Source organism: Ruegeria atlantica (genome assembly GCF_013032505.1).
GTDB classification, from domain to species: domain Bacteria; phylum Pseudomonadota; class Alphaproteobacteria; order Rhodobacterales; family Rhodobacteraceae; genus Ruegeria; species Ruegeria atlantica_F.
In genome coordinates this window covers 740228-764871 of the sequence record NZ_WQCG01000002.1, presented here as the reverse complement: position 1 = coordinate 764871, position 24644 = coordinate 740228, and the positions used below count along the sequence as shown (strand labels likewise).

Sequence of the window (24644 nt, the reverse complement as noted above, 5' to 3'; positions counted from 1 at the left end):
TGGCTGAAATGACTGACCCGGACAAAACGCCTTGGCTTATTTCGAGCGATGATGTTGCATTGCATGACGCGCTTGCACTGCTTCGTGCGTCATTTCAGTATATGGATGGCAGGATAGACCCTCCGTCATCCATTCACCGTTTGTCCTTGGGTGCAATGCAGGCTCATTGTCAGGGCGATGGTGAAATCTGGGCTATCGGGCGGCCGCTTTATGCGTGCATGTTTCTAACACCCAAATCCAACAGCTTGTATCTGGGAAAGTTGGCCGTGAAAGAAGACATGCGGGGGCAGGGTATCTGCCGCGCGTTGGTTGATCATGCTGCATTCCGCGCGGCAGAGCTTGGTCTGCCAACTTTGGAGCTGGAAACGCGCGTGGAACTCTCTGAAAACCATCGTGTGTTTTCAAGGCTTGGATTTACGATCGTCGGTACAGGCAGTCACGAAGGCTACGAGAGACCAACGGATTTCTTGCTGCGAAAGCCAATCAGTTTGTCTGCGGATAACTAATCACCGAGATATAGCGCGCTGGTAGACTGACCAGCCGTTCCGGACCATGCGGTGCGTCGGCGTCAAAGAAAAGGGTATCCCCGGGCTTTAGTGGGTAAATCTGGTCGCCGTGGCGGTAATCCACCTCGCCTTCCAACATGTATATCGTTTCGATGCCTCCATGTTGGAAAGTTGGGAACACGTCGGACTCTGCAGTCAATGTGATCAGGTAAGGTTCGACAATCACACCTGATCCATTGGCACCGATATGTCCCAGTAGATTGTATTGGTGGTTGGCACGAGTTCCTTCGCGCTCCAGTTCAACGCCTTCACCTGCTTTTGTATGAACCGCCTCGCGACGTTCTTCAAATTGTCTGAAGAAGCTCGTCAAAGGAACCGAAAGCGCATCGGCAAGAGATTGCAGAGTCGTCAAGGAAGGGGACGTGTTTCCGTTTTCGATCTTTGACAGCATGCCAATCGACAATCCGGTCAGCTGGGCCAGTTCCGCGACTGTCACGTTTTGCTTTTTGCGAAATGCGCGAACTTCGCGGCCAATGGCAACTTCAAGAACTTTTTCTCTTCCACCCGAACGAACGGAATGTGGGTCCTGCGTCAGATTTACCGCCATTTCTTTGTCTTTTTTCTTCAATTTTATACTTTCAGTGTCTTGCTACACTTACCTTAACCGGTTCCGCAAGCAGGGGCGGCGCAGGCCCATTCCATTTCAGAAAATCGTAGTTCAATTTTTCCTGATAGTAAAATATTCATGCTGGCAGAGAAATGCCAGCGATAGGATTTACGCAGTTGGTGTTAACAGCCCGCGTTTTGGATGATGTGTTCTGTAGCTCCCTCAGGTCGGCATCATTGATGATCCCATTAAATCAAACATTGGAGATGGCGAGTGGATGATCGTGAACAGTTCGGGCGACATAGTGGCGATTTTGGAGGAATCCGCAAAGGGTCACGACGTTTACGGATGACTTGCATGACCTGTCGGTAAAACGGCTCGCGGCGCTGGATATTCCCAACTTTCCTTCAGATATAGACCCTGGAAAACTGGCCTATTTTGTAACGGCTACTGAAACATAGTTCGGCTACGTGCGCCGAATCTCTAGAACCGGCAATTCGGGTGAGCGTGTGTACGTGATCTTTGCCGATGACGATGTGATACCCGACATCTTCAGCAAACTCGTCGAAGTCGGTGTCATGCGTTAGTCTTTCTCCGCGCTAGATAAAGCTACAATCGAAGCAGGTTCCATGCTCTTCCTCATGTCCGACCCGGTTCGCTTTCCTTGGTCCTGGATGGTTGACGACCTTCCGCTGCAGGCATTGGACACCGCTGACCGGGGGCGCCTTGCAGCGCCCAATGTCAGATCGCCTCGGATGTGCTTTCGCTCGGAAGGTGCCGGTTCAGCAGGTGCAGGGCCACAAAGCTGATCACCGCACCAGACAGCAAATAGAGGCCGGCTGCCCAAAGGCCGAGCATCGCAGTCAGCCCTATAGCAACCAGTGGCGCAAAGGCCGCACCGATGATCCACGACAGGTTAGTTGCCATTGCAGAGCCCGAGTAGCGATAGCGTGCCGGGAAACGTTTCGGTACGATGGCGCTGGCCTGTCCATATGCCAGACCCAGAACCATAAATCCGAAGATCAGAAAAGCTGAAGGGTAGTGGGCCAGCAGACCGATCGTCAGGCTGAGTATAACAATCAGGACCGAGCTGAGCCGGATGACAAAGCGGCGGCTATAGCGATCCGCCAGCAAGCCCGAGACAAATACGGTCACGATCGCAAGGGCGCCGCCGATAAGCTGGACAGTCAACACCTCAGGGATTTCGTATCTTTCATAGATCGCAGCAAAGGCCAGCGGAAAAACGGTCATCATGTGAAACAGAGCATAGCTGGCTAACGGCAAGAACGCGCACAGCAGGATTGTGCGCCCCTCATTTCGAACCAGATCTCCAAGCGGCGCCGATTCAGTAACTTTCGGGTCAATGCCCAGATCGGAATTCAATAGCCGGACCCGCGCATAGAGTGAGACCACATTCACTGCCATCACCGCAAAGAACGCAAAGCGCCAGCCCCATTTGATGAATTCGTCTTCAGTCAGAAAGCCGGTCAGCACAAAAAAGATTGATGCCGCGACAACAAACCCGACGGGACCTCCCAATTGTGGAACCATAGCATATACACCCTTGCGATTGGCGGGTGCAGCATGTTGAAGCTGCAGGGTCAGGCCGTCCCATGAACCGCCCAGCCCAAGCCCCTGCAGGATGCGCAACGCAGCTAACAGGACCGGCGCCAGCCAGCCGATTTTTTCATATCCGGGCAACAATCCGATCGCCACGGTTGAGGTTCCGAGCAACCCAAGCGCCAGTGTCACCTTTCCGGTCCGGCCGATCTTATACTGCAAGGTGCGTGCGGCAAGGCTGGCTACCGGGCGCGCCAGAAAGGCCAGCGAAAAGATTGCAAAGGATGCCAGCGTGCCGAACAGCGGGTCGAGCATTGGGAAAAAAAGCTTTGGAAAAACCAGCGCCGATGCAATGGCATAGACGAAGAACCCAAAGAAATCCGTCACCCGCGCCATGACGACGGTAGTGATTATTTCATCAACCGTCGCGGCATAGCGCGATGTGCTGTCAACGCTTGTCATGATATACTCCTGCACTGAGTATTCAGAAAACCCATCCTTGCCGAAACGCCGAAAAAAGGTAATTCTGTAAGTCATTATTTGTCGCATTGCAGCACGAGACGGAAAACAGCACAAGGGGCCTTGCAAGCAGAGGTAGTTGAAATGTCTCGCCAGCTTGAAGATTTTTCAGTCCATTACCGATCCGAGAGGGCCCGAATATGAAGCGCGCTTTCCCCGTGGCGATTGTGTTGTCGTTGGTTGCACTTGCAGGATGCGACATGGTCGTGCTGGACCCGTCCGGCGATGTCGCGACGCAGCAGGCCGACCTGATTATTTACTCCACGGTCCTGATGCTGATTGTGATCGTTCCGGTGATCGCACTGACTGTGTTCATCGGTTGGAAGTATCGCGAGTCGAACAAAGAGGCGAGCTACGAGCCGGATTGGGATCATTCCACCAGCCTAGAGATCATCATCTGGTCGGTTCCGCTGGCGATCATCATTTGTCTGGCCGGGCTGACCTTTGTGGCTACGCACAGGCTTGACCCATATCAGCCGTTACGCCGGATATCTGACGTCGAAAAGATTGATCCCGCTGTCGAGCCAATGGTGATCCAGGTTTCAGCGATGGATTGGAAGTGGCTATTTATCTATCCCGAAGAAGGCATCGCAACAGTCAACGAGGTCGCCGCGGTAGTCGATCGCCCGATCAAGTTCGAGATCACCTCGACCACGGTTATGAACTCCTTTTTTGTGCCGGCGCTGGCAGGGCAGATTTATGCCATGTCCGGGATGCAGACTGAGTTGAATGCGGTGATCAACAAGCCGGGTGTCTATGACGGGTTCTCGGCCAACTACAGCGGCGAAGGCTTCTCGCAGATGCGGTTCAAGTTCCACGGGCACGATCAGGCGGGGTTCGATGCTTGGGTCGAACAGGTGCGCGCGCAGGGTTCTGAACTGGATCGCGAAACACTTGCCAGCCTGAACCAACCTAGCATTTCCCACCCGGTGACGTACTACAATTCGGTTGAAACCGGACTTTGGGACAAGATCGTTAACCTGTGTATCGAGGACGACTCGCTTTGTCTCAACGACATGATGATGGTTGATGCATTGGGCGGTGGCGGCCTTGAGGGTCTTTGGAACCGTGAGATGTTCCGCGGCATCTGCTCAGCCGATGACCCCGGTGCTTTGATGGCGATGATCCGGCCAGAGATGCGTATCCGCGAAGATGAAATTATTGCTGCGATGACGCTGGTTCCTCCGGCGCCCGCAAACTGACTTGAAACGAATAAGAACTGGAAAGATAACGCTATGTCGCTATCTCACGAAGCCGCTGACGGTATCGCCCATGTTTCGGGTGTGGACCCATTCTGGGGCAAACTGTCTTGGGGCGTGTTTCCCTTCTACGAACCGATCGTGCTGGTCACGTTTATCGTTGTCATGCTCGGCGGTTTGGCGGTTGTCGGCGCGCTGACTTACTACCGCCTCTGGGGGTATCTCTGGAAAGAATGGTTCACCAGCATCGACCATAAGAAGATCGGGATCATGTATATGGTTCTGGGTCTGATCATGCTCCTTCGGGGCTTTGCCGATGCGTTGCTGATGCGGGGCCATCAGGCCATCGCAGCAAGCGGCGGAGAAGGGTATCTGAACGCGCACCACTATGACCAGATCTTTACCGCTCATGGCGTGATCATGATCTTTTTCGTGGCGATGCCTTTTGTCACCGGCTTTATGAATTACGTAATGCCGCTGCAGATTGGTGCCCGCGATGTGGCATTTCCATTCCTGAATAACCTGAGTTTCTGGCTGACCGTCTCGGGCGCAATCCTGATCATGCTGTCATTGTTCGTGGGCGAGTTCTCGACGGCGGGCTGGTTGGCCTATGCGCCGTTTTCGGGGCTGGAATACAGCCCTAGCGTTGGCATGGATTACTACCTCTGGTCGCTCAATATCGCCGGGATCGGCACAACGTTGTCGGGGATCAACCTTGTTGTGACGATCGTGAAGATGCGGGCACCGGGCATGACCTGGATGCGGATGCCAGTGTTTGTCTGGACGTCGTTGTGCACCAATATCCTGATAGTCGTGACCTTCCCGGTGCTGACTGCCACATTGGCGCTGCTGACTGCCGACCGCTATTTGGGCACCCATTTCTTCACCAATGAACTGGGCGGCAATCCGATGATGTATGTGAATCTCATCTGGATTTGGGGTCACCCAGAGGTCTACATTCTGATCCTGCCGATCTTTGGAATATTCTCGGAAATCGTGCCGACCTTCACCGGCAAGCGGCTGTTTGGCTATACCTCGATGGTCTATGCGACCTGTGTGATCATGATCCTGAGCTATCTGGTCTGGCTGCACCACTTTTTCACCATGGGCGCAGGGGCCAATGTGAACGCCTTTTTCGGCATCACCACCATGATCATCTCGATCCCGACAGGGGCCAAGGTATTCAACTGGCTGTTCACCATGTACAAGGGTCGCATCCGGTTCGAGACACCAATGCTGTGGGTCATGGGCTTTATGCTGACCTTTGTGATCGGCGGTATGACCGGGGTACTGCTAGCGGTGCCGCCTGCCGATTACGTGCTGCATAATTCTCTGTTCCTGATTGCGCATTTCCACAATGTGATCATCGGTGGCGTGGTCTTTGGCATCTTTGCTGGCATCATCTACTGGTGGCCCAAGGCATTCGGTTTCAAGCTGGAGCCATTCTGGGGCAAGGTAAGTTTCTGGTGTTGGCTGATCGGGTTCTATCTGGCCTTCATGCCACTTTATGTGCTTGGCCTGATGGGCGTCACCCGCCGTCTGAGCCAGTTTGAAACCACCTTCTACTCGGTGTATTTTATCGTCGCTCTGATCGGTGCGCTGTTTGTAGCCGCCGGTATCGCGGCGTTTCTTGTCCAAATTTATGTCTCGATCCGCAACCGTGATGCGCTGCGTGATCTAACAGGCGATCCATGGGATGGCCGGACGCTGGAATGGTCGACGTCATCTCCGCCGCCCTACTACAATTTTGCTTTTACTCCACGGGTTCATGGGCTGGACGCCTTTACCCAGATGAAGCGTGAAGGTTTTGTTCGCCCGACCGAAGGTTTCGTACCGATTCACATGCCGCGCTATACCGCGACGGGTGTTGTCATGGCGGGTTTGATGACTGTCATGGGGTTCGCGCTGATTTGGCATATTTGGTGGCTGGCTGTCGTCAGTTTCGCTGCGACTTTGATCTATGGTATCGGGCACACCTACAACTATAATCGCGACTATTATGTTCCTGCCGACGAAGTGCGCGAGATCGAGGAACAGCGGACCCGGTTGCTGGCAGGAGCAGCGGAATAATGGCGCAGACAGACACCGAACAGCCGAATGAGTTCTTTGTCATAGAAGAGCCCCATCACGGGGACGATCACGAAGAGCATCACGAAACCGGAACCATGCTGGGGTTCTGGATCTACCTGATGAGCGATTGCCTGATCTTCGGCATCCTTTTCGCGACCTATGGGGTGCTGGGCCGCAACTATGCCGCCGGGCCAGCGCCTGCCGATCTGTTCGATATCCAGATGATCCTGGTTGCGACCTTTGCGCTGCTGTTTTCCTCGATCACCTACGGGTTTGCGGTCTTGCGGATGGAAATGGACGATCTGCGCGGCACCGTGTTTTGGCTGATCGTCACCGTGCTATTCGGGGCCGGGTTTCTGTATCTGGAACTGCTGGAGTTCACCCACTTGTGGCACATCGGCGCGACCCCGATGGCCAGTGCCTTCCTTTCGTCGTTCTTCTTTCTGGTCGGGACCCACGGGTTGCATGTGCTGGGCGGAAGCATCTGGTTGATTGTTCTTTTGACGCAGCTTGGATTGCATGGGCTGACGCCCGAGAACCGGCGACGGGTGATGTGTCTGAGCCTTTTCTGGCATTTCCTCGACCTGATTTGGATCGGCGTCTTTTCCTTGGTTTACCTAACGGGAGTGCTGCTATGAGCGATCACGCAAAAGGGGCTGGGGGCACTTTCAAATCCTACGTTATAGGGTTTGGTTTGTCTGTTGTGCTGACGTTGATCCCGTTCTGGATCGTATTGGGCGATGTGGTGGACAATACCGCCTGGGCGGTGGCGATCATCTTTGTCCTTGGTGCGACGCAGATGATGGTTCACATCCACTATTTCCTGCATGTGACGCTGAAGGTTGAGGCGGGGTGGCAGGTGATGTCGCTGGGGCTGACACTTCTGCTGCTGGTCATTGTGCTGGCTGGGTCAATCTGGGTCATGTTCAACCTTGAAGAAAACATGATGCCTGCCCATGAACAGATCGAGCGGGTGCGTAATCTGCCATGACCGATCAGGGCATCGCCCGGCGGCCGCGCTGGCTTTCGGTCCTGTTACTGGTGCTTTGTGCGGCGTTGATCGTAGTGTTTGTCCTACTGGGAAACTGGCAGATGCGACGTTTGGCGTGGAAACAGGATCTGATTGCGGCGGTCGAGACCCGCGCCTATGGCGTACCCGTCACACCGCCGGTTACGTTTGACCCGGAACAACATACCTATCTGCGGGTAGCGCTGCAGGGCAGCTATACTGACGACGCGCCTGTTCTGGTCAAAGCGGTGACCGAACTGGGTCCCGGTTACTGGGTGATGAGCCCGATGCAGGGATCGGCTGGTATCGTTTGGGTCAATCGCGGTTTCGTGCCGCCTGGCCAGAAGAATCCGGCACTGTGGAGCGCCGCGCCTGAAACGATCTCGGGCCTGTTGCGCCCGACCGAACCGGATGGGACCTTGCTGGAGCGCAATGATCCGGGTCTGGACCGTTGGGTATCGCGCGACACCGCGGCACTGTCCAACGCGCTGCAGCTTGGCCTTACGATGCCCTATTTCATCGATGCGGATCACACCGGTGCGCCCGAAGCCTGGCCCCGCGGGGGGCTGACGATTGTGCGGTTCCGGAACACGCATTTGGCGTATGCTTTGACCTGGTATGCGATGGCAGCGTTGTTTGCGATCGCGCTAGGTGGGATATTGTGGCAGGCCCACCGGGTGGGGCGTGGTAGATGACTGACGCCTGAGCGGCTCACCCGCAATCCGGCACGCGAAAAAAGTTGGCTGGGCTTTTCTAGAAATTCGCCTAATGTGCGGTGACGATTGCATCATCCGAACGCAGCGGCGCGCGATCTGGATCAGGCGTATCTTTTTCGCCCGGCGCTGAGACCGAGCAACCAATCCTCGACAATTAGCTGCTCTGGAAAAGCATTGTGAATAGGCCTTTTCAGCAAGTAGTACCCTGACTGAGTTCGCACTGATGCGCCTTGAACTGGTCTGACCAAAGCGCCGCTTTCAAGCAAAGGGTCAACCAGATGAGCCCAGCCCAATGCAATTCCCAAACCATCCACCGCAGCTTGAATTGACAAAGGATAGGTGTTGAAGGCCACAGCCTGCTCCATGGATGACGTCGATACACCATTGCCGCTGAACCATGCGCGCCATGTCATCCATTCTGCGTGGGCGCTGGTGACTTCAATAAGGTCTAGTTCCGGCAACGCGGACAGATCCGCCGCATTTGGATTGTTTTTAAGGTATTCGGGGCTGCAAACCGGAAAAACGGTTTCTCCGAACAAAAGCTTTGCCTCGTATCCCGGCCAGTCCCCATCCCCACGCAGAATTGTCAGGTTCATTGAATCCGACAGGCATTCTGCGTCACTATCCGAAGACACCAGAGAGATACGGATACGGCCATTGGATTTGTTGAACTTGCGAAGTTGTGGCATCAGCCAAAGAGACGCAACAGAATTGGTCGCAGAGATCGAAACCGTATTGGCCTGATGTTTGGCCAGCATGTCACGGCTGACGTCCCGCATCATGTCCAGTGATTTTTCAACGGTTGCCAGCAAGATCGCCCCTTGCTGGGTAAGGGAAACAGAGCGATGCCCTCGTACAAACAACGGCACGTCATAGTGCTGTTCCAGCAAACGTACTTTGCGGCTGATTGCGGTTTCTGAGATGTTCAGAACCTTGCTTGCTTGCGCAAAACTCTGTGCCTTGGCCGCGGCCTCAAACGCTAACAAGTAGTCCAACGGCGGCAGAACTTTCCCGGTGACTTGCGCTTTTTTTGGCATTTGGGGGCAATTTCCCGAGCTGGACGAGGTTACGATCAAAAAAAGTTGCACTCAGCTGTCGGCACTCGAACAGGCAACTGCCTGTTAAGATAGCAAAAAGTCAAATTAGCCTCAAGAAATTATGGCCAAGGCCCCTCAAATCTCTGTTCTGCGCCTTGGGCGATCTTGGGCAGAATGGTCGAAGTCGGGGCCGGAAGAGTCCCTAACTTAAAATGAACGTCACTCAGGGAGCAAACATGAAACTTTCAAACCTACTTTCTGCTGCAACCTTGGCAGCAGTAGCGGGAACAGGTGCGATTGCTGAAGACAGCAGCGACCCAATCGTGATCCCAATTCACAACTGGTCCAGTCAGATCGTAATGTCCAACGTCGTTGGACTGATTTTCGAAGAGATGGGCAACAACGTCGAATATGTCACCACCGACAGTCAGGCTGTTTATGAATCAGTTCGTCTCGGGGATGTCGCGCTGGAAATGGAGGTCTGGGAAGGTGCTTTTGGTGCGTCTTATCGGGCTGCGCTGGAAAAAGGTGGTCTGCATGACGCCGGCGATCACGACGCGGTCACGCGCGAGGATTGGTGGTATCCGATGTGGACCAAGGAATCCTGCCCCGGTCTGCCTGACTGGCAGGCACTGAACGATTGCGCACATCTTTTTGCCACGGCTGAAACCGGCGATAAAGGCCGCTATCTGGATGGACCGGTCGACTGGTTGAAGCATGGTAAGGAACGCGCCGAAGCGCTGGATCTGAACTTTACCGTCATCAACGCGGGTTCCGCAGCGGCTCTTTGGGCTGAAATTGGCGCAGCTGAGGCCGACAAGAAACCGGTGCTCGTGTTTAACTGGACGCCAAACTTCGCCGAAGCTGTGTGGCCCGGTGAGTTTGTTGAATTCCCGGCATGGGAAGACGGATGCGACACAGACCCGGCCAAGGGACCCAACCCGGAGGCGCTGTATGACTGTGGCAACCCTGCTAAGGGTTACCTGAAAAAGGCTGCGTGGGACGGGATGAAAGACAAATGGCCAGCCGCATATTGCACCCTGACCAAGATTTCTTTCACCAATCCTCAGATTGCCGAAATGGCCAAGCTGGTCGACACAGATGAGCTTGAGCCTGAAGAAGCGGCCGAGGAATGGCTGGACGCCAATCGCGACGTTGTTGATCCCTGGATCAGCGCCTGCAGCGCATAATCCGGTTACACAACCGAAACTGGCGCGGCCTTGTCTATCACATCGATGCAAGGCCGCGCTTAACAAGAAAGAAAGGCAGCCATGTCCGCCACCGCGCCCGTCATCTCAGCCAAAAATGTCTGGAAACTGTTTGGGCCCTCGCCAGAGAGCTATCTGAAATCCATGCCCGCGGGTCGCAGCTTTGATGAGATCCGGTCAGATGGGTACATCGCCGGGGTCAAGGATGTCTCGATCGAAGTGGACCGGGGTGAGATGCTGGTCATCATGGGGTTGTCGGGATCGGGTAAATCGACACTGGTGCGGTGCTTCTCACGCCTGCACGACATCACAGGTGGAACGATTGAGGTGGACGGTCAGGACATCATGAGCCTGAGCGAACGCGAGCTGATTGAACTGCGCCGCAACAAGATGGGTATGGTGTTCCAGTCCTTCGGATTGCTGCCGCATCGCACGGTTTTGGACAACGTGGCCTTCCCGCTGGAAATGCGCGGACAGGATCGCCACGACCGGCGCGAACGTGCGCTGGAAGTCATCAAACTGGTTGGCCTTGAAGGCCGCGAAGAATACTTCCCGCGCGAACTAAGTGGCGGCCAACAGCAACGGGTAGGTATCGCCCGATCCTTAGCTATCGAACCGGATATATGGTTCCTTGATGAACCATTCTCGGCGCTTGATCCGCTGATCCGCCGTGAAATGCAGGATGAATTCCTGCGTCTGCAAGAGATGTTGGGCAAAACCATCGTCTTCATCACGCATGACTTTGACGAGGCGCTGCGCCTAGCTGACCGGATTGCCATCATGCGCAACGGAGCGGTCGAGCAATGTGACACCCCGGACCAGATCGTAATGAACCCCGCCACCGAATACGTGGCCAAGTTTACCGAGGACATCGACAAAGCCCGCGTAGTTCACGCGAAAGGGCTGGCAAAACCCGTAAACGGTCATGCGCTGGAAGGCGCCCCGATCAATGGTGCCTCAACCATTCACGAACTGGCGCGCGTATTGGTCAACGACGACAGGATCCTTTTGCCGGTCGCGAATGACAAAGGCGTTGTAACAGGCGTTCTGGACCGCAACACCGCGTTGAACGTTCTGCTTGGAGCCGAATGATGGCGACGCTGTCCACCGAAATACCGGACACATCCGATAGGACGTCTGGACGGACCAAAGTCCTTACGGCACTGCTTGTCACGGCCTTTGCGCTGATCCTTGCCAAGGCCGTGGGCATTCTGCCTGAATGGCTGAACCGAATTCCAGAAGCCGCAATACCGCCAACTGCACAGATTCTGGATGCAATCTTCAACTTCATCCAAAACGACCTCGGCCTGATCTATGTCACTCGCTTCATTGCAGAAGGCCCGTTGGAGTTTTTGCTGGATACGTCTGCGAACCTGCTGGAGGGCAAGCGGCGCTGGCCCTATCTGGGCCCGATCCCATGGTCCGCAATCGCCGCTGTGGCAGCAGTTGTCGGCTACGCTGTAGGTGGCTGGAGGCTCGCCGCGTTGGGGGCTGGAACCTTCATCTGGACCGCGGCAATCGGGCAGTGGAAAATCGCCATGCAAACGATGTCCGTCATCGTAGTGGCGGCTCCTCTGGCATTTCTTCTGGGCTTGGTTCTGGGCATTGCCGCCTGGAAATACGGCTGGTTCGAACGGATGCTGAAGCCCATTCTTTCAGTGCTGCAAACCTTGCCTTTCTTCACGTACCTCTTGCCAGCGGTGATCTTCTTCAAGGTCGGACCAACAGCAGGGGCCGTCGCGACAATTACATTTGCCATCCCACCGATGATCCTGATGACCACTCTGGGCTTGAAGAAGGTCAGCCCCGAAGTGATTGAAGCCGGGCAGATGTCAGGCTGCACCCGTTGGCAGATGCTGCGCCACGTCTATGTTCCGGCTGCACGCACCGAGGTTCTGGTTGGCGTTAACCAAGTGATCATGCTGTGTCTGGCGATGGTGGTTTTGACCGCCTTTATCGGCATGCCCGGTCTTGGCGCCAAGCTGTTGGCAATGATGGGTAGCTTCAAACTCGGGCGGTCTTTTGAGATCGGTGTGACCATCGTGCTTCTGGCTGTAACCCTTGATCGGATGTCCAAGGCCTGGGTCGTCAAACAACCTGTTCATTTTGAACGTGGGACGCCGTGGTGGAAACGGCACCAAATCTCGCTGGTCGCTTTGGGTCTGTTCGTTGGGTTTACTTTGCTCGCGCAGATTTTCCCGATCCTGGCTGAAGTTGGCCGCAAGCAACATCTGAGCCAGGGCAAAGAAATCGACGTGGTGATCAAGTCCTTTCTGGCCATAGACGTAATCAAGGGAACAACCGAATGGTTGCGCTGGTTTCTGAACGTCAAGGTTCTGATCCCCTTCCGCAATACGCTGCTGGCTGTACCCACACCTGCCTTTATCCTGTTGGTAGTTTCCTTCGCTTATTGGGTTGGCGGGCGTAAACCTGGTATCTACGCTGCAATCTTCTTTACGATTGTCGCGTTCTCCGGCTGGTGGGATCGGTCGGTGATCACGCTGTACACAGTGATCTCGGCCGTCGCTCTGGCGACCCTGATCGGCATTCCGCTGGGTGTTGTCGCGGCTCGGTCACAACGTTGGTCCAAAAGCATCCTGTTGGCCTGCGACACCGCCCAAACTTTCCCAAGCTTCATCTATCTGATTCCGGCGATCATGCTGTTTGGCGTAAATGATGTGGCCGTTGTTTTCTCGATCCTGATCTTCGCAGCCGTGCCGCTGATCCGGTACACTATTATTGGCCTCAGCAGCGTGCCTCCGGAAATGACCGAGGCTGCTGATATGTCCGGCTCGACCCGGCGGCAAAAGCTTATGTCCGTGCAGTTTCCGCTGGCCCTGCCGACAATGGCGGTCGGGTTCAATCAGGCAATCATGTTCGCCTTTTTCATGGTCATCATCGCGGCCTTTATCGGCACACAGGATCTTGGACAGGAGCTGCAACGAACACTGGCGGGTACCGAACTTGGTAAGAACTTTGTTCTGGGCCTGAACGTCTCCCTAATGGCACTGACATTTGACATGGCAATCAGCAGTTGGGCCGAGAAACGAAAAAAGCGACTGGGGCTTGATTGAGATGACTAAGCGTCACAACACGCGCACCGTTGCCCGTTTCGACGACCCCGAATTTGTGCCGATGCGGATGGAAGGCCTGCCTGATGAACAGGTCTGGTGGAAGAATGTCAGCTTTGATAAGGAAACCGGGCAAGGAAGCTATCTGATGAAAATGGCTCCGGGTACCCGTTCAAATCCGCATATTCATCACGGGCCGGAAGAGTTCTTTGTGCTTGAAGGCGATCTGACTGATCACGATGGGTTTCGCTACCGCAGCGGGGATTTCGTCAGCCTGACAGCCGGGTCAAGCCACTATTCGCGAACCGACGCGGGATGCCTTTTGGTGGTCACGCATCGAGGTGCAACGGAATCCATTCAGGAAGGTGCATTATGAATGTGAAACCGGTATTCGAAGTTCCGTTCGAACGAAGCGGCGTTCTGGCCCCCGGCCTTCCGATCCTGCCGCACGGAACGGAACGTCACCCGGTCCCCGGAATGGGGTCGCGCGCTGTTCCGGTGTCCAAAGGGGATACAATCACGCTGCTGGATCGAGATGGAATGCAACCGGCCGAAATGGTCTTCTTTGCCCCTGACCGAAGTTCTGATGCAGCTATGCTGGGTGCGGTGGGCCATGGGCGTCCCGAGGGTTTGATAGCGACGCTGGCAAACGGGTCGCCTTCCGGCAAGAAAGTGCTGCGCGCCTTAGAAGTTGCCGGGTTCGATATTGGAAATGGCGATGCAATCCGGGCCTTTACGGACGGATCGCGCCCCGGTGACATGGTGCATTTCGTTGCTGAAAATGATGGTCTTCTGATCGTCGCCGCACCGGGTGAGGCAATGCGCCCAGAAGGCAACAACCCACCCACAGATATCATCCTGTACATTCAACGTTCGGCGCCCGGTCTGGAAAAACCCGATGTGCGTCCGCCTGATCCGCTGGCCGATCCGCTAAAGGATATCAATATCCAGCCGGGCAACGCGAAGTCTTACGAGGTCAAGGCCGGAGAGTTCATTCAGATCGTGGATGTCCGTGGCCGCGAGTGCTCGGATTTTCAGGCGTTCAGCCGCCGCGCACTGGATCAGGGGATCGAGCGCGAGATCGACCCGACCACAACACGCAGCCTGATGGGCAGCCTCTATCCGCAACCGGGCATATTCTCGAAATACTGGTCGGTAGATCAGGAACCTCTGGTCGAGATCGTGCAGGATACGTGCGGGCGTCACGACACCTTCGGTCTCGCCTGCACCGCGCGATATTACGAAGATCTTGGTTATCCGGGCCATGTGAATTGCTCGGACAATATAAACAAGGATCTGGACCAGTATGGCATCAAGCCGCGCGGTGGTTGGCCTGCGATCAATTTCTTTTTCAACACGATGCTGGATGAAACCAACGCTATTGGAATGGACGATCCGTGGTCGCGACCGGGCGATTTCGTCCTGCTGCGGGCGCTTACCGATTTGGTCTGCGTCAGTACCGGTTGTCCATGCGACATTGACCCAGCAAATGGCTGGAACCCAACTGATATTCAGGTGCGAACCTACAAGGCGACCGAGGATTTCAAACGATCCTACGGCTACAGAAAATCTGCGGAGGCGGATGTGGAAGAAACCAAGAAAACAGCATTTCACGACTGCTTTGCGCGGCATACCCGTGATTTTGTCGAATACAACGGCTATTGGCTGCCCAACACGATGACCAATCATGGCGCCATTGCTGAATACTGGGCCTGCCGGGACAAGGTTGCCGTCATGGATCTTAGCCCATTGCGAAAATACGAGGTCGTTGGACCTGACGCGGAAGAGTTGATGCAGCTCTGCGTGACCCGCAACATGAAGAAACTAAGCGTTGGTCAGGTCGTCTATACGGCCATGTGCTATGAACACGGCGGGATGATCGACGATGGCACAGTCTATCGGCTGGGTGAGACCAATTTCCGTTGGATTGGCGGCAATGACACCAGTGGCTTGTGGCTGCAGGAGCAAGCGCTCAAGCGAAACATGAACGTCTGGGTTCGCAATTCGACTGATCAATTGCACAACATTGCAGTACAGGGCCGACACAGCCGAGAAATCCTGTCAAAGATATTCTGGACGCCACCCCAGCAGCCCACGATCGAAGAACTGCCGTGGTTCCGGCTGACCGTTGCTCGGGTTGGTGGTGTTCAGGGGACGTCAGTGGTTATTTCCCGGACTGGTTACTCTGGCGAGTTGGGATATGAGATCTTCTGTCACCCCAATGACGCGGTCGAGATCTTTGATCGTGTCTGGGAGGTTGGTCAGGAGTATGGAGTTACTCCTCTTGGTCTTGCAGCGCTAGACATGTTGCGGATCGAAGGTGGTTTGATCTTTGCCGGGTCGGAATTCGATGACCAAACTGATCCTTTCGAGGCTGGTATCGGCTTTACAGTTCCGCTGAAATCAAAGACCGATGATTTCATCGGTCGCACAGCGATTGAAGAACGCAAGGCTCATCCACACCGCAAGCTGGTTGGTTTTGAGGTCGAGGGCGGAACAATTCCATCGCCGGGCGATTGTGTGCGTATCGGAAAGGCGCAGGTTGGTGAAATCACAAGTGCGATGAAATCGCCTGTTCTGGGCAAAGTTATCGCTTTGGGTCGGGTTGCGACTACGCACGCTATCGACGGCGGTGATATCGAAATCGGTCAGTTGGATGGGCAGCAAAAGCGGCTGAAAGCCAAAATCGTGCCGTTCCCTCATTTTGATCCGACAAAAGAGCGCGTGAAGGGCATCTACCATGAAACAAATGTCCCAGATGCAGCTGAGTGAAGTACTGACCATTTACTTGGGGACTACATCGGCAAATCGCGCCAAATGTCGAATACCTGTTCGAATAACCAACTGCGGGTGAACCGATGAATAGCGCGGCAGCGTTTATTGCTGGATCTTTAGTGGCGATGACCACGGCGCTTGCACCAACTATTGGTTTCACGGACGAATGCACCCGGGTTTCCATGCTTGAAGATTACCTAACTACAGGTGCCGAGTCCGAAGGCGCAAATTGCGAAACCTTTGTTGGCCTGAACAACTCCAAAGGCGTTTCCTGTTATTGGCAATTTCCCTTCCGGGACGTTGCCGCCTTAGCGGCCTTTGACGAGTTGTCGGGCGAAGTCACACATTGCAAAGGTGGTGACCAACTGCCCAGCGACACGCCTGTCAACCATCCGGATAGTTACATGTTGTTTGAACTAATCCATGCAGATGAAGTTTATCGAGTTGCTAAAAAAGACAAAAGTCAGCTGAACCGCACTTTGGTTTTTTTAAGCGCCGAATTCGGGTCCTGATTGCCTTGGTTATTTTCGCGTAAGGCAATGTAAAAAAGGGAAATTTTAGAATATGCAGCCAATGCCTGCTATTCACGGCGGGGTCCATGGCCATAGAGAACACTAGGCGAATACCTCAGACACTTCATCTTTGACTTCTTTTTTGGGCGCTAGCATCAGGGCAATACTTGTCAGCCCGGTCAAAGTGATCATGAAAGCGCCGCACAGAGATACTCCAACCTGAATTAAGATATGGCGTGCCTTAAAGGGCGCGACAACTATGTCGTTCCGTCCCGGCACGCTTAAAAATGCGAGGGTGGCGATCAAACCGGCAGTGGTCAAAAATAGAAGGTTGCCCAGATCAGAACTGATGTTCCCATCAAGTTGCTGCACCAAAAATGACACCGACAGGGCGACTGTGAATACAGTGATCGCGATGACAAACCTGGGCAAAAGGCGATGAGCTTTAAACACAAACCAATTCATAGGCGGGAATAATTTGGGAAACCTGACTAAACTAAGTCCTGCTCGTATCTTCGTCGTGTGACGTCAATAACAAAGCCAGGTGTCGTATCTTATCGCTTCGTTGAATCGCTTATCTCTTCTTCGAGAACATCGCGCCAGAACCAAAAGAGATCAGTTAACAACTTAAGATTGCGTGCCGACAGGCATTCTACTATCGATAAGCCCATGAGCCGTTGCCTGCGATTGATTTACTTAACCAGCTTTTTACTAGTGCCTCACATGACAGTTGCTCTAGAGGCTACCGAAAATCCCGTTGAGATCGGCGAAAGCGGCGAAGCCTATCTGAAAGCGATAAGAATAAGCAGTGTCGATTCAGACGTAGCTTACTATGACCCCTCAAGACCACCGCCACCGATGCAGACGACACAGGAACCTCGTCCGCCGTCTGAGACAAATAGATGGTCAACAAAAGGCGGTGTGAATTTTCCGACAATGCTGATTTCCGCCGCGATCCTCATGGCAATCGCCTTTGTTTTTGTCCGCTACGGTAGCGGCTTTGCCGTTACACTGGGGCGCGAAGGCGAGAATACGGAAAGCGAGCGTGGGGGACGGTCACCGCATGCCGCGACAACGACGCCGTCAAGTCCGGGCAACTTGAATTTGATCCTGCGCATCGGGGATCGACGCGAAGCTTTGATCCAGTTGGCGCAAGCCGCCCTGAGTGCAGCGATTAAGGCCAATGGCGTGCTGCTGCAGCGCAGCTGGACCGCGCGCGACGCATTACGTCATCTTCCAAAGGACCAAAATTACCTCAGTGCGCTGCGCAATCTTGTTCTGGCAAGCGAAAGGGTGCATTTCGGAGGGCGTGATGTAAGTGAGGAAGATTTCCAGGCCCATGTTGCCGAGATCCGCCCGCTGTTGACTGAGATGCCCGAATGACGCATTCGGCCACCGAAGAAACACAACGTGGCTTCAGGAGTGAGACCCTGATTATTTTGGGTTTCGTGGCGCTGCTGCTGTTTACTGTCTTTTACGTCATATCCCAACGCCAGCAGGTTCTGAGAAGTTCTCCGTCGGGGTTTGACGGGCTGCGGATCTGGCTAAATTCAAATGAGGTAAGCGCGCAGAGTTTTCTGGGTGGGTGGCAGGTCGATCAGGAAACCGTTGGCCTGCTGGTGCTGCCGCTATTCGACACTTCCTTGGACGAAGACCGAGTTCATCCGCGCACTAAAGAGGAACTGCTGTTACAGCAGGATGAATACGATCTGCGGCTCGACGCTGTATTGGAAAAGGCTGTCCGGGTACCGACACTTCTGATCCTGCCGAAATGGCGCAGCGGGATGCGGCTGACCGGCCGGGCACATCCGGTTTTGCTAAGCCGGCAGCAGCAGATTGAAACCGTGCTAAAACAGTTGACCGGACAGAGGGACGCACAGATCGAATACGCGCGCGCGCCTTTCACGGATTTCGATTATTTTGACGCCGAAGACGTCCGGCATTCCGCTCAAATCTATGCGGCACAACTATTCACCAACGCCGACTGTTCTCCGCTGATTGGCAACTCAGACGCTATGCTTCTGGCCGAGTGCCCGCTGGCGAGAGGTGGCAGCGACGCGCGAGTGCTGGTGCTGTCGGACCCGGATTTGCTGAACAATCATGGGCTGCGCATTGGCGACAATGCAGCTATCGCGCACAATCTCCTGAGTTCTCTTGCGGCAGAACGCAACGTGATGATCGACTACAGCCGTGAAGTCTGGCTATCGGACCCCGCGGAGAGCGTGCGCTATGAACGCAGCTGGACGGATCTGAAGCAGTTTTTTGGACCGCCATTCCTGATGCTGTGGCTGGGTGGGGTCCTGGCGTTGGCGCTGTTTATCTGGCGTTCATGGCAACGCTATGGCCCGGTGCAGGCCGAGGATGACGACGATACAAGCGCAAAGTCGCTGGCAGTGCGCGCGCGGGCGCGCCTAATGCGGCTGTCAGATCAAGACGGAGCTTTGACCGGCGAATACGCAAAGGCACGGCTGGCGGCCTCAGCATCAGCCTTGTTTGGCCCGGCGCTTGCCCATCACTATGCCGAACCAAAGGTCTTTTTGGATTATGTAGCACGGCACAATCCGGATCTCTCTCGTAAGCTGGAAACGGTGTTGAAGACCATCCGGAACCTTCCACATCGGATTCCTGCGGCAGAGGCAATGCGCCATGTGGATGAACTTGAAGCGCTTTTGGAGCAGATAACGAATGACACTTGAAACATTACACGCGCGTTCTGAAGCTTTGCGTGCGGAGATCGGAAAAACGGTGCTAGGGCAGGAAGATGTGGTCGAACTGCTTCTGATCTCGCTTTTTGCGCGTGGTCATGTGCTGCTGGAAGGGCCGCCGGGCACTGCCAAAACTCTGTTGGCTCGCAGTTTTGCCGCAGCACTGGACTTGGAATTCGGGCGTATCCAATTCACCCCCGATTTGATGCCCGGTGATGTACTGGGCACCTCGATCTTCAATTTTCAGACCAATGATTTCGTCCTCACGCGGGGTCCAGTCTTTACTCAGGTGCTCCTTGCGGATGAGATTAACCGCGCTCCTCCCAAAACCCAGGCGGCGCTGTTGCAGGCAATGAACGAACGCACGGTTACCATTGATGGTAGCGATCATTCTTTGGGCAGCGAGTTCATTGTCGTGGCCACCCAGAATCCCATCGAGCAACAAGGCACCTATCCATTACCCGAGGCGCAGTTGGATCGGTTTCTTTTTAAGCTTGAAATCGACTTCCCTCCCGAAGCGATCGAGATCGCGATCCTGCGCCAGCATGCCAATGCCCCGATCGAAAGCGGTATGGAAACCGATGTACTGTCAAAGACCTTAGATGCAGCTGCTCTCGCGGAAAGCCGGGCGCTGATCGACAGTATCATTCTAGATGACGATATTCTCGCCTACATTCTGCGGCTGGTTCGGGCAACACGGGAAAGCGCTGAAATTGCTTTTGGCGCTTCTACCCGTGCTGCTGATGCATTGGCGGCGGCGACGCGGGCACAGGCCGGATTAAACGGGCGGGATTTCGCAATACCGGATGATGTCAAACGGCTTTTCGTACCGGCACTGCGCCATCGAGTGGTGTTGGGTGCGTCGGCCGAGATTGAAGGCCGGAGCTCTGCTATGGTTCTTGACAACATCCTCAACCAGATCGAGGCCCCCCGCTGATACGTCCGTCCACAAGATTGCTCAGTGCTGCCTGCGCCGCTCTTGTTCTGTCGGTTCTGAGTGTCGCAATTTTTGGCGGGCTACGCGAACTGGCGTTGGCACCATGGGTGCTGTTGGCACTGTTAATATCAGCGGATCTGCTGATATCCTTTAGCCGTCGTAAGCAGTTGAATTTCGACATGCGGCCAGAAATCTTTGTCGGCGAATTGCAGGTGCTTAACTTGCATGTCCCTAACGCTCCGAAGGACCTGACGGCGCGGCTAAAATGGCCCAAAGGTTTGAGTGGTGCTGCCGAGGTCGAGTTCATGATCGGCCCGGATGGGACGGGATCAGCTGAGATTAACTGTCGTGGTGTACGGCGCGGTGTCTGGGCGTTTGAACATCTTTGGCTTCATTGGTCGTCACGCCTGAAGCTTTTTGATTTCGTGCCGCGATTGGAATTCACGCTAGAGGTCCGGGTGGTGCCCAATATTCGACTTATCCAGTCCGGCGAGATCGCCACGACTGTGCAGTCCACGCTTTATGGCGTGAAGGAAAACCGCGCCATCGGAGAAGGATCTGAATTTCACCAGCTTCGTGATTTCGTGCAAGGCATGGACGTAAAGTCAATCGACTGGAAACGTTCGGCCAAGCGGCGGGGGCTTGTGGCCAAAGAGTTAAGGGCCGAGCGCAATCACCACGTCATCGTAGCGCTGGATAACGGTTACCTGATGCGCGAAGAGATTGCCGGTTTACCCAAGATCGACCACGCGGTTACATCTGCTTTGGCCGTGGCTTGGGCGGCTGCAATCGGCGGCGATCTGGTAGGGTACTACGCCTATGACGTGCGCCCGCGATCCTTTGTGGCACCGCGAGCCGGGCGCCAGACCTTTGCACGCCTACGCAGTTGGACCAGCGAGCTGGACTATGTGGGCCATGAAACCAACCATACGCTGGCGCTGACTGAACTGAATGCCCGCACCCCAAAGCGCAGCCTGATCATTATTTTTACCGATTTCATCGACACGACCTCGGCAGAATTGCTGGTCGAGAACATCGCCATTCTGGCCAAGCGTCACTTGCTGATTTTCGTCACTATCCGTGATCCTGAGGTCGAAGCGTTGGTGGGGTCTGCACCCAAGGACTTGGATGGTGTTGCCACTCTGGTGGCGGCAAACCAGACCATCAGTGAACGTCGTCTGGTTCTGGAAAGATTGGCGAGGTTGGGGGTTACCGTGCTGGATGCGCGTCCGGATACGGTGACGGCCAAGTTGATCTCGACCTATCTGGAAATAAAAGCGCGGGAGTTGATCTGATGGCGGAAAGCGACCTCATCCGCTCGGCCCGGTTCCGGAAAGAGCGGGAAGCAGACTGGCAGCATTTAGAAACCTTGGTCGCCCAAGCTGAACGTGTGGGATTGCAGCGGATGGACTTCGCAGCCGCCCGCGATCTGGCCGCGCTTTACCGAAATGCGACCACATCGCTGGCGATTGCACGCGAAATCTCGTTGGACAAGGCGCTGCTGGACTATCTTGAGGCACTGACTGCGCGCGCGTATCTGTCGGTTTATGCCCCTCAGGAACGTCTCGGCGGGCTTGTGCGCAAGTTTTTTACAAGTGGGGCGCCGACTGCAGTGCGTCGGTCCTGGTTGTTCATCCTGATAGGTTTCTTGTGCATGGGGCTAGGGGTTTTAGCGGGGTATCAGCTGTTTCTGGAAAACCCGGCCTGGTATCATGTGTTCATGCCGCCGGAACTGGCCGGAGGTCGCGGACCCACATCGACCACTCAAGAACTGCGGCAAGTGATTTATGATCAGGATCCCAGCGCCACGGGACTTGGGGCCTTTGCCACGTTCCTTTTCTCGCACAACACGCGCATTGCGATCTTTGTGTTTGGGCTTGGGGTTTTCCTTTGTGTGCCGGCGGTCCTGTTGACCTTCTATAACGGGCTGTCGCTAGGGGCGTTTTACGCGTTGCACGTAGAGCGCGGACTGGGCAGCGATCTGGGCGGTTGGTTGTCTATCCACGGTGTGACCGAGCTGTCGGCGATCTGTATTGCCTGTGGCGGCGGCATTCAACTGGGCGCAGCTATCCTGTTTCCGGTGCAACGAAGCCGCCGCGCTGCTTTGCGCCATGCAGGGCGGGATGCGGTGAAGCTTGCGCTGGTGGCGGCTTTAATGCTGGTCGTCGCTGCCTTTGTCGAAGGGTTCGGCCGCCAGCTTATTCAGGACAAAAGCACCCGGTACGTGATTGGCTGGGGGTTGGGACTATGCTGGCTGGCTTGGTTCACCTTGGGCGGTAGGGCACGGAAATGAGGCTTTGGCGACGCAAACGTGAAACGGCGCCATCAGTGGGTGAGCTGATCCCACCTGAAGGCATACCTCTCTACCTAGAGGTAGCGGGGCTGGGGGTGCGGCTTGCTGCTCAGATCACGGATGTGGGCATCACGCTGATCGCCGCCGTCGCCGTGCTGGTTCTGCTTGTTTCTGTGGGGTATGGCGATCCGAGCACACTGATCGCCATAGGCAGTCTGCTCTTTTTCATAATCAGGGTGCCCTATTACGTCATAGCCGAGTTGGCCTGGAATGGGCAAACTTTGGGCAAGCGTCTGATGAAGATCAAGGTTGTTTCACATGATGGCAAGTCGCTGAGCACCCATGCCCTGGTGCTTAGGAACCTGATGAAGGAGGCCGAGATCTTCCTTCCTGCAACCCTGCTGCTGACACTCGATGACAAGTCTCCAGTTGCTACAGGGGTGGCTCTTGCCTGGATTCTGGGCGGGCTGCTTGTGCCGCTATTGAATCGTCACAGGCAGAGACTGGGCGACCTTATTGCGGGCACCCACGTGATCCATTTGCCGGTCCCAGTGTTGCTGACAGATTTGGCTCAGACGCCGGTCAAAGAGACGGCGTCAGCTAAAAGTTACACCTTTCTCGCTCATCAGCTTGATCACTATGGCGCATTCGAGTTGCAAGCCCTTGAAAAGCTTTTGCGGGCGCAGGAGAAGAACACCGTGCCGGTTCGGTCAAACAGCAACAGGGCCACCATAGAAAGCGTTGTCGAAAAGATCCGCCAAAAGATCAGTTACGCGAACAAAGTGCCCGAGGCGGAGCGGTTGAAGTTCCTAAGGGCTTTCTACAATGCGCAGCGTGAATACCTTGAAAAGCGCCAATTGTTCGGTGAGCGTCGCAAAGACAAACATTATGCGGCTGAAAACAACCGCCCGTGATTAAATCTGGCAACTGCCCTTTTTCTGACCAAAAATCGACTTGTAGTGGCCGTTTTCAAACTCAATTACGGGTGTCATAAGGATACTGCAGACAACTTTTAGACGATTTTCATGCAGTAGTAATACCACAAAAGAATAGTGAGGTTTCATAATGGCCAGCACGACAGAATATGGTGACAGAGAGTTTCTGGGCGTCGGAAGTATCGTGGGTGAGAGTTTTTCGATTCTCTTCAAGAATTTCATATCCGTCATCCTGTTGGCGCTGGTGCCAATGTTCTTGAGCTCACTTATTGCGGGCATGTTAGTAGGGGCGGATGTCGCCTTGGGTGTAGAAGAACCCGATTTCAGCACGTCTTCTAACGTGACGACCTGGGTGATGACGATTGTTCTACAAATTGTATTCTATGCCCTGACAACAGCCCTTCTGGTGCAACTGGCATATGATTCCAAACTCGGGCGTCCGCTTCAGTTGGCTCGCTATTTTTCGCCAGCGTTGCGCGCAGCTGTCCCTATCGCAATCCTGACGACGATCAGCAGTATTCTGGCCGGATTGGCATCGATCGCTCTGATCATTCCCGGTCTATGGGTTTACGCAGTCTTTTCGGTGGTTGCGCCAGCCGTGGTGATCGAGGGGGCCGGGTTTGGCGGGCTTGGTCGCAGCGCGGCACTGACCAAAGGATATCGCTGGCCAATCTTCGGCGCTTTGCTGCTGATTGGTATTTGCGCCGGGATCGTCAATTTCCTCGCGGGAATTGGTGCTGGTCTGTTGGCTGGAGTCGGAAGCTGGGCAATGATGGTCGGGTTTTCGGTTATCGCAGCGCTTTCTGCCGGTTTGACCGGTATCTCGATCGCTCTGATTTATGCCCGTCTGCGCGAGATCAAAGAAGGGGTGACCGTCGATCAGATTGCATCCGTGTTTGACTGACTTCCTAGTTATCAGGGACGTCGAAAAGGATGCGATCACATTTTTACGGCCGAAGGCACATACTTGCGCCTTCGGTCGCCC

At 54.8% G+C, this 24644-nt stretch carries 23 protein-coding genes; 19 read left to right on the top strand and 4 right to left on the bottom strand.

The genetic code is table 11. The features are described from left to right. The first annotated feature begins 8 nt into the window (after positions 1–8). Positions 9–506 carry a GNAT family N-acetyltransferase gene (locus GOW92_RS10495; protein WP_170560534.1) on the top strand — a complete coding sequence of 166 codons (498 nt, stop codon included), beginning with the start codon at positions 9–11 and terminating at the stop codon, positions 504–506. Here the strand turns inward: GOW92_RS10495 and GOW92_RS10490 are convergent. Further along, positions 484–1113, bottom strand: coding sequence for a helix-turn-helix domain-containing protein (locus GOW92_RS10490; protein ID WP_170560533.1), 630 nt, complete (start codon positions 1111–1113; stop codon positions 484–486). The genes GOW92_RS10495 and GOW92_RS10490 overlap by 23 nt on opposite strands. A 741-nt stretch (positions 1114–1854) precedes the next feature. Next, a complete protein-coding gene (locus GOW92_RS10485; protein ID WP_170560532.1) occupies positions 1855–3135 on the bottom strand; it encodes an MFS transporter in 1281 nt (426 codons plus the stop codon). A gap of 197 nt (positions 3136–3332) precedes the next feature. Between GOW92_RS10485 and cyoA the strand changes: the two genes are divergently transcribed. From cyoA to GOW92_RS10460, 5 genes are read left to right on the top strand one after another with little or no spacing between them, the layout of a single operon-like run. Continuing rightward, entirely contained in the window at positions 3333–4394 is a 1062-nt protein-coding gene (gene cyoA, locus GOW92_RS10480; protein WP_170560531.1) for a ubiquinol oxidase subunit II, read from the top strand. Between the two features lie 33 nt (positions 4395–4427). Continuing rightward, the gene (cyoB, locus tag GOW92_RS10475; RefSeq protein ID WP_170560530.1) at positions 4428–6461 is read left to right on the top strand and encodes a cytochrome o ubiquinol oxidase subunit I; all 2034 of its coding nucleotides are present in this window, start codon (positions 4428–4430) and stop codon (positions 6459–6461) included. Continuing rightward, on the top strand, positions 6461–7099 hold the full coding sequence (gene cyoC, locus GOW92_RS10470; RefSeq protein ID WP_170560529.1) for a cytochrome o ubiquinol oxidase subunit III: 639 nt from the start codon (positions 6461–6463) through the stop codon (positions 7097–7099). Before cyoB ends, cyoC begins: the two co-directional genes overlap by 1 nt. Continuing rightward, on the top strand, positions 7096–7452 hold the full coding sequence (gene cyoD / locus GOW92_RS10465) for a cytochrome o ubiquinol oxidase subunit IV (protein ID WP_170560528.1): 357 nt from the start codon (positions 7096–7098) through the stop codon (positions 7450–7452). The genes cyoC and cyoD overlap by 4 nt, the downstream gene beginning before the upstream one ends. Next, complete coding sequence (locus GOW92_RS10460) at positions 7449–8165, top strand: SURF1 family protein (protein WP_170560527.1); 717 nt, start codon at positions 7449–7451, stop codon at positions 8163–8165. The genes cyoD and GOW92_RS10460 overlap by 4 nt, the downstream gene beginning before the upstream one ends. 122 nt (positions 8166–8287) lie before the next feature. Here the strand turns inward: GOW92_RS10460 and GOW92_RS10455 are convergent, their stop codons facing one another. Beyond that, positions 8288–9223, bottom strand: coding sequence for a LysR substrate-binding domain-containing protein (locus GOW92_RS10455; protein ID WP_170560526.1), 936 nt, complete (start codon positions 9221–9223; stop codon positions 8288–8290). Positions 9224–9459: 236 nt separating this feature from the next. Between GOW92_RS10455 and GOW92_RS10450 the strand changes: the two genes are divergently transcribed. From GOW92_RS10450 to GOW92_RS10425, 6 genes are all read left to right on the top strand, one after another. Further along, a complete protein-coding gene (locus GOW92_RS10450; RefSeq protein WP_170560525.1) occupies positions 9460–10413 on the top strand; it encodes an ABC transporter substrate-binding protein in 954 nt (317 codons plus the stop codon). A gap of 81 nt (positions 10414–10494) precedes the next feature. Beyond that, a complete protein-coding gene (locus GOW92_RS10445) occupies positions 10495–11523 on the top strand; it encodes a quaternary amine ABC transporter ATP-binding protein (RefSeq protein ID WP_170560524.1) in 1029 nt (342 codons plus the stop codon). Then, positions 11523–13505 (top strand): ABC transporter permease, encoded by a 1983-nt coding sequence (locus GOW92_RS10440; protein ID WP_170560523.1) that lies wholly within the window; start codon positions 11523–11525, stop codon positions 13503–13505. Before GOW92_RS10445 ends, GOW92_RS10440 begins: the two co-directional genes overlap by 1 nt. Before the next feature lies 1 nt (position 13506). Then, complete coding sequence (locus tag GOW92_RS10435; RefSeq protein WP_170560522.1) at positions 13507–13878, top strand: cupin domain-containing protein; 372 nt, start codon at positions 13507–13509, stop codon at positions 13876–13878. Continuing rightward, entirely contained in the window at positions 13875–16274 is a 2400-nt protein-coding gene (locus tag GOW92_RS10430; RefSeq protein WP_170560521.1) for a DUF1989 domain-containing protein, read from the top strand. Before GOW92_RS10435 ends, GOW92_RS10430 begins: the two co-directional genes overlap by 4 nt. 86 nt (positions 16275–16360) lie before the next feature. Beyond that, complete coding sequence (locus GOW92_RS10425; protein WP_170560520.1) at positions 16361–16789, top strand: hypothetical protein; 429 nt, start codon at positions 16361–16363, stop codon at positions 16787–16789. A gap of 102 nt (positions 16790–16891) precedes the next feature. On the opposite strand, the gene GOW92_RS10420 is transcribed toward GOW92_RS10425, so the two are convergent. Beyond that, complete coding sequence (locus GOW92_RS10420) at positions 16892–17254, bottom strand: hypothetical protein (protein WP_170560519.1); 363 nt, start codon at positions 17252–17254, stop codon at positions 16892–16894. Positions 17255–17512: 258 nt separating this feature from the next. On the opposite strand from GOW92_RS10420, the gene GOW92_RS10415 reads away from it, so the two are divergent. The 7 genes from GOW92_RS10415 to GOW92_RS10385 all read left to right on the top strand — a co-directional run bounded on the left by GOW92_RS10415 (position 17513) and on the right by GOW92_RS10385 (position 24563). After that, entirely contained in the window at positions 17513–18172 is a 660-nt protein-coding gene (locus GOW92_RS10415) for a DUF4129 domain-containing protein (RefSeq protein WP_254452972.1), read from the top strand. Next, the gene (locus GOW92_RS10410) at positions 18169–19485 is read left to right on the top strand and encodes a hypothetical protein (RefSeq protein WP_170560517.1); all 1317 of its coding nucleotides are present in this window, start codon (positions 18169–18171) and stop codon (positions 19483–19485) included. The genes GOW92_RS10415 and GOW92_RS10410 overlap by 4 nt, the downstream gene beginning before the upstream one ends. Continuing rightward, positions 19475–20431: an AAA family ATPase gene (locus GOW92_RS10405; RefSeq protein WP_170560516.1), complete on the top strand. Its 957-nt coding sequence runs from the start codon at positions 19475–19477 to the stop codon at positions 20429–20431. Before GOW92_RS10410 ends, GOW92_RS10405 begins: the two co-directional genes overlap by 11 nt. Before the next feature lie 17 nt (positions 20432–20448). Continuing rightward, on the top strand, positions 20449–21726 hold the full coding sequence (locus GOW92_RS10400) for a DUF58 domain-containing protein (RefSeq protein ID WP_170560515.1): 1278 nt from the start codon (positions 20449–20451) through the stop codon (positions 21724–21726). Continuing rightward, positions 21726–22724, top strand: coding sequence for a stage II sporulation protein M (locus tag GOW92_RS10395; protein WP_170560514.1), 999 nt, complete (start codon positions 21726–21728; stop codon positions 22722–22724). Before GOW92_RS10400 ends, GOW92_RS10395 begins: the two co-directional genes overlap by 1 nt. Continuing rightward, entirely contained in the window at positions 22721–23638 is a 918-nt protein-coding gene (locus GOW92_RS10390; protein WP_170560513.1) for an RDD family protein, read from the top strand. The genes GOW92_RS10395 and GOW92_RS10390 overlap by 4 nt, the downstream gene beginning before the upstream one ends. Before the next feature lie 151 nt (positions 23639–23789). After that, positions 23790–24563: a hypothetical protein gene (locus GOW92_RS10385; RefSeq protein ID WP_170560511.1), complete on the top strand. Its 774-nt coding sequence runs from the start codon at positions 23790–23792 to the stop codon at positions 24561–24563. Positions 24564–24644: the final 81 nt, after the last annotated feature.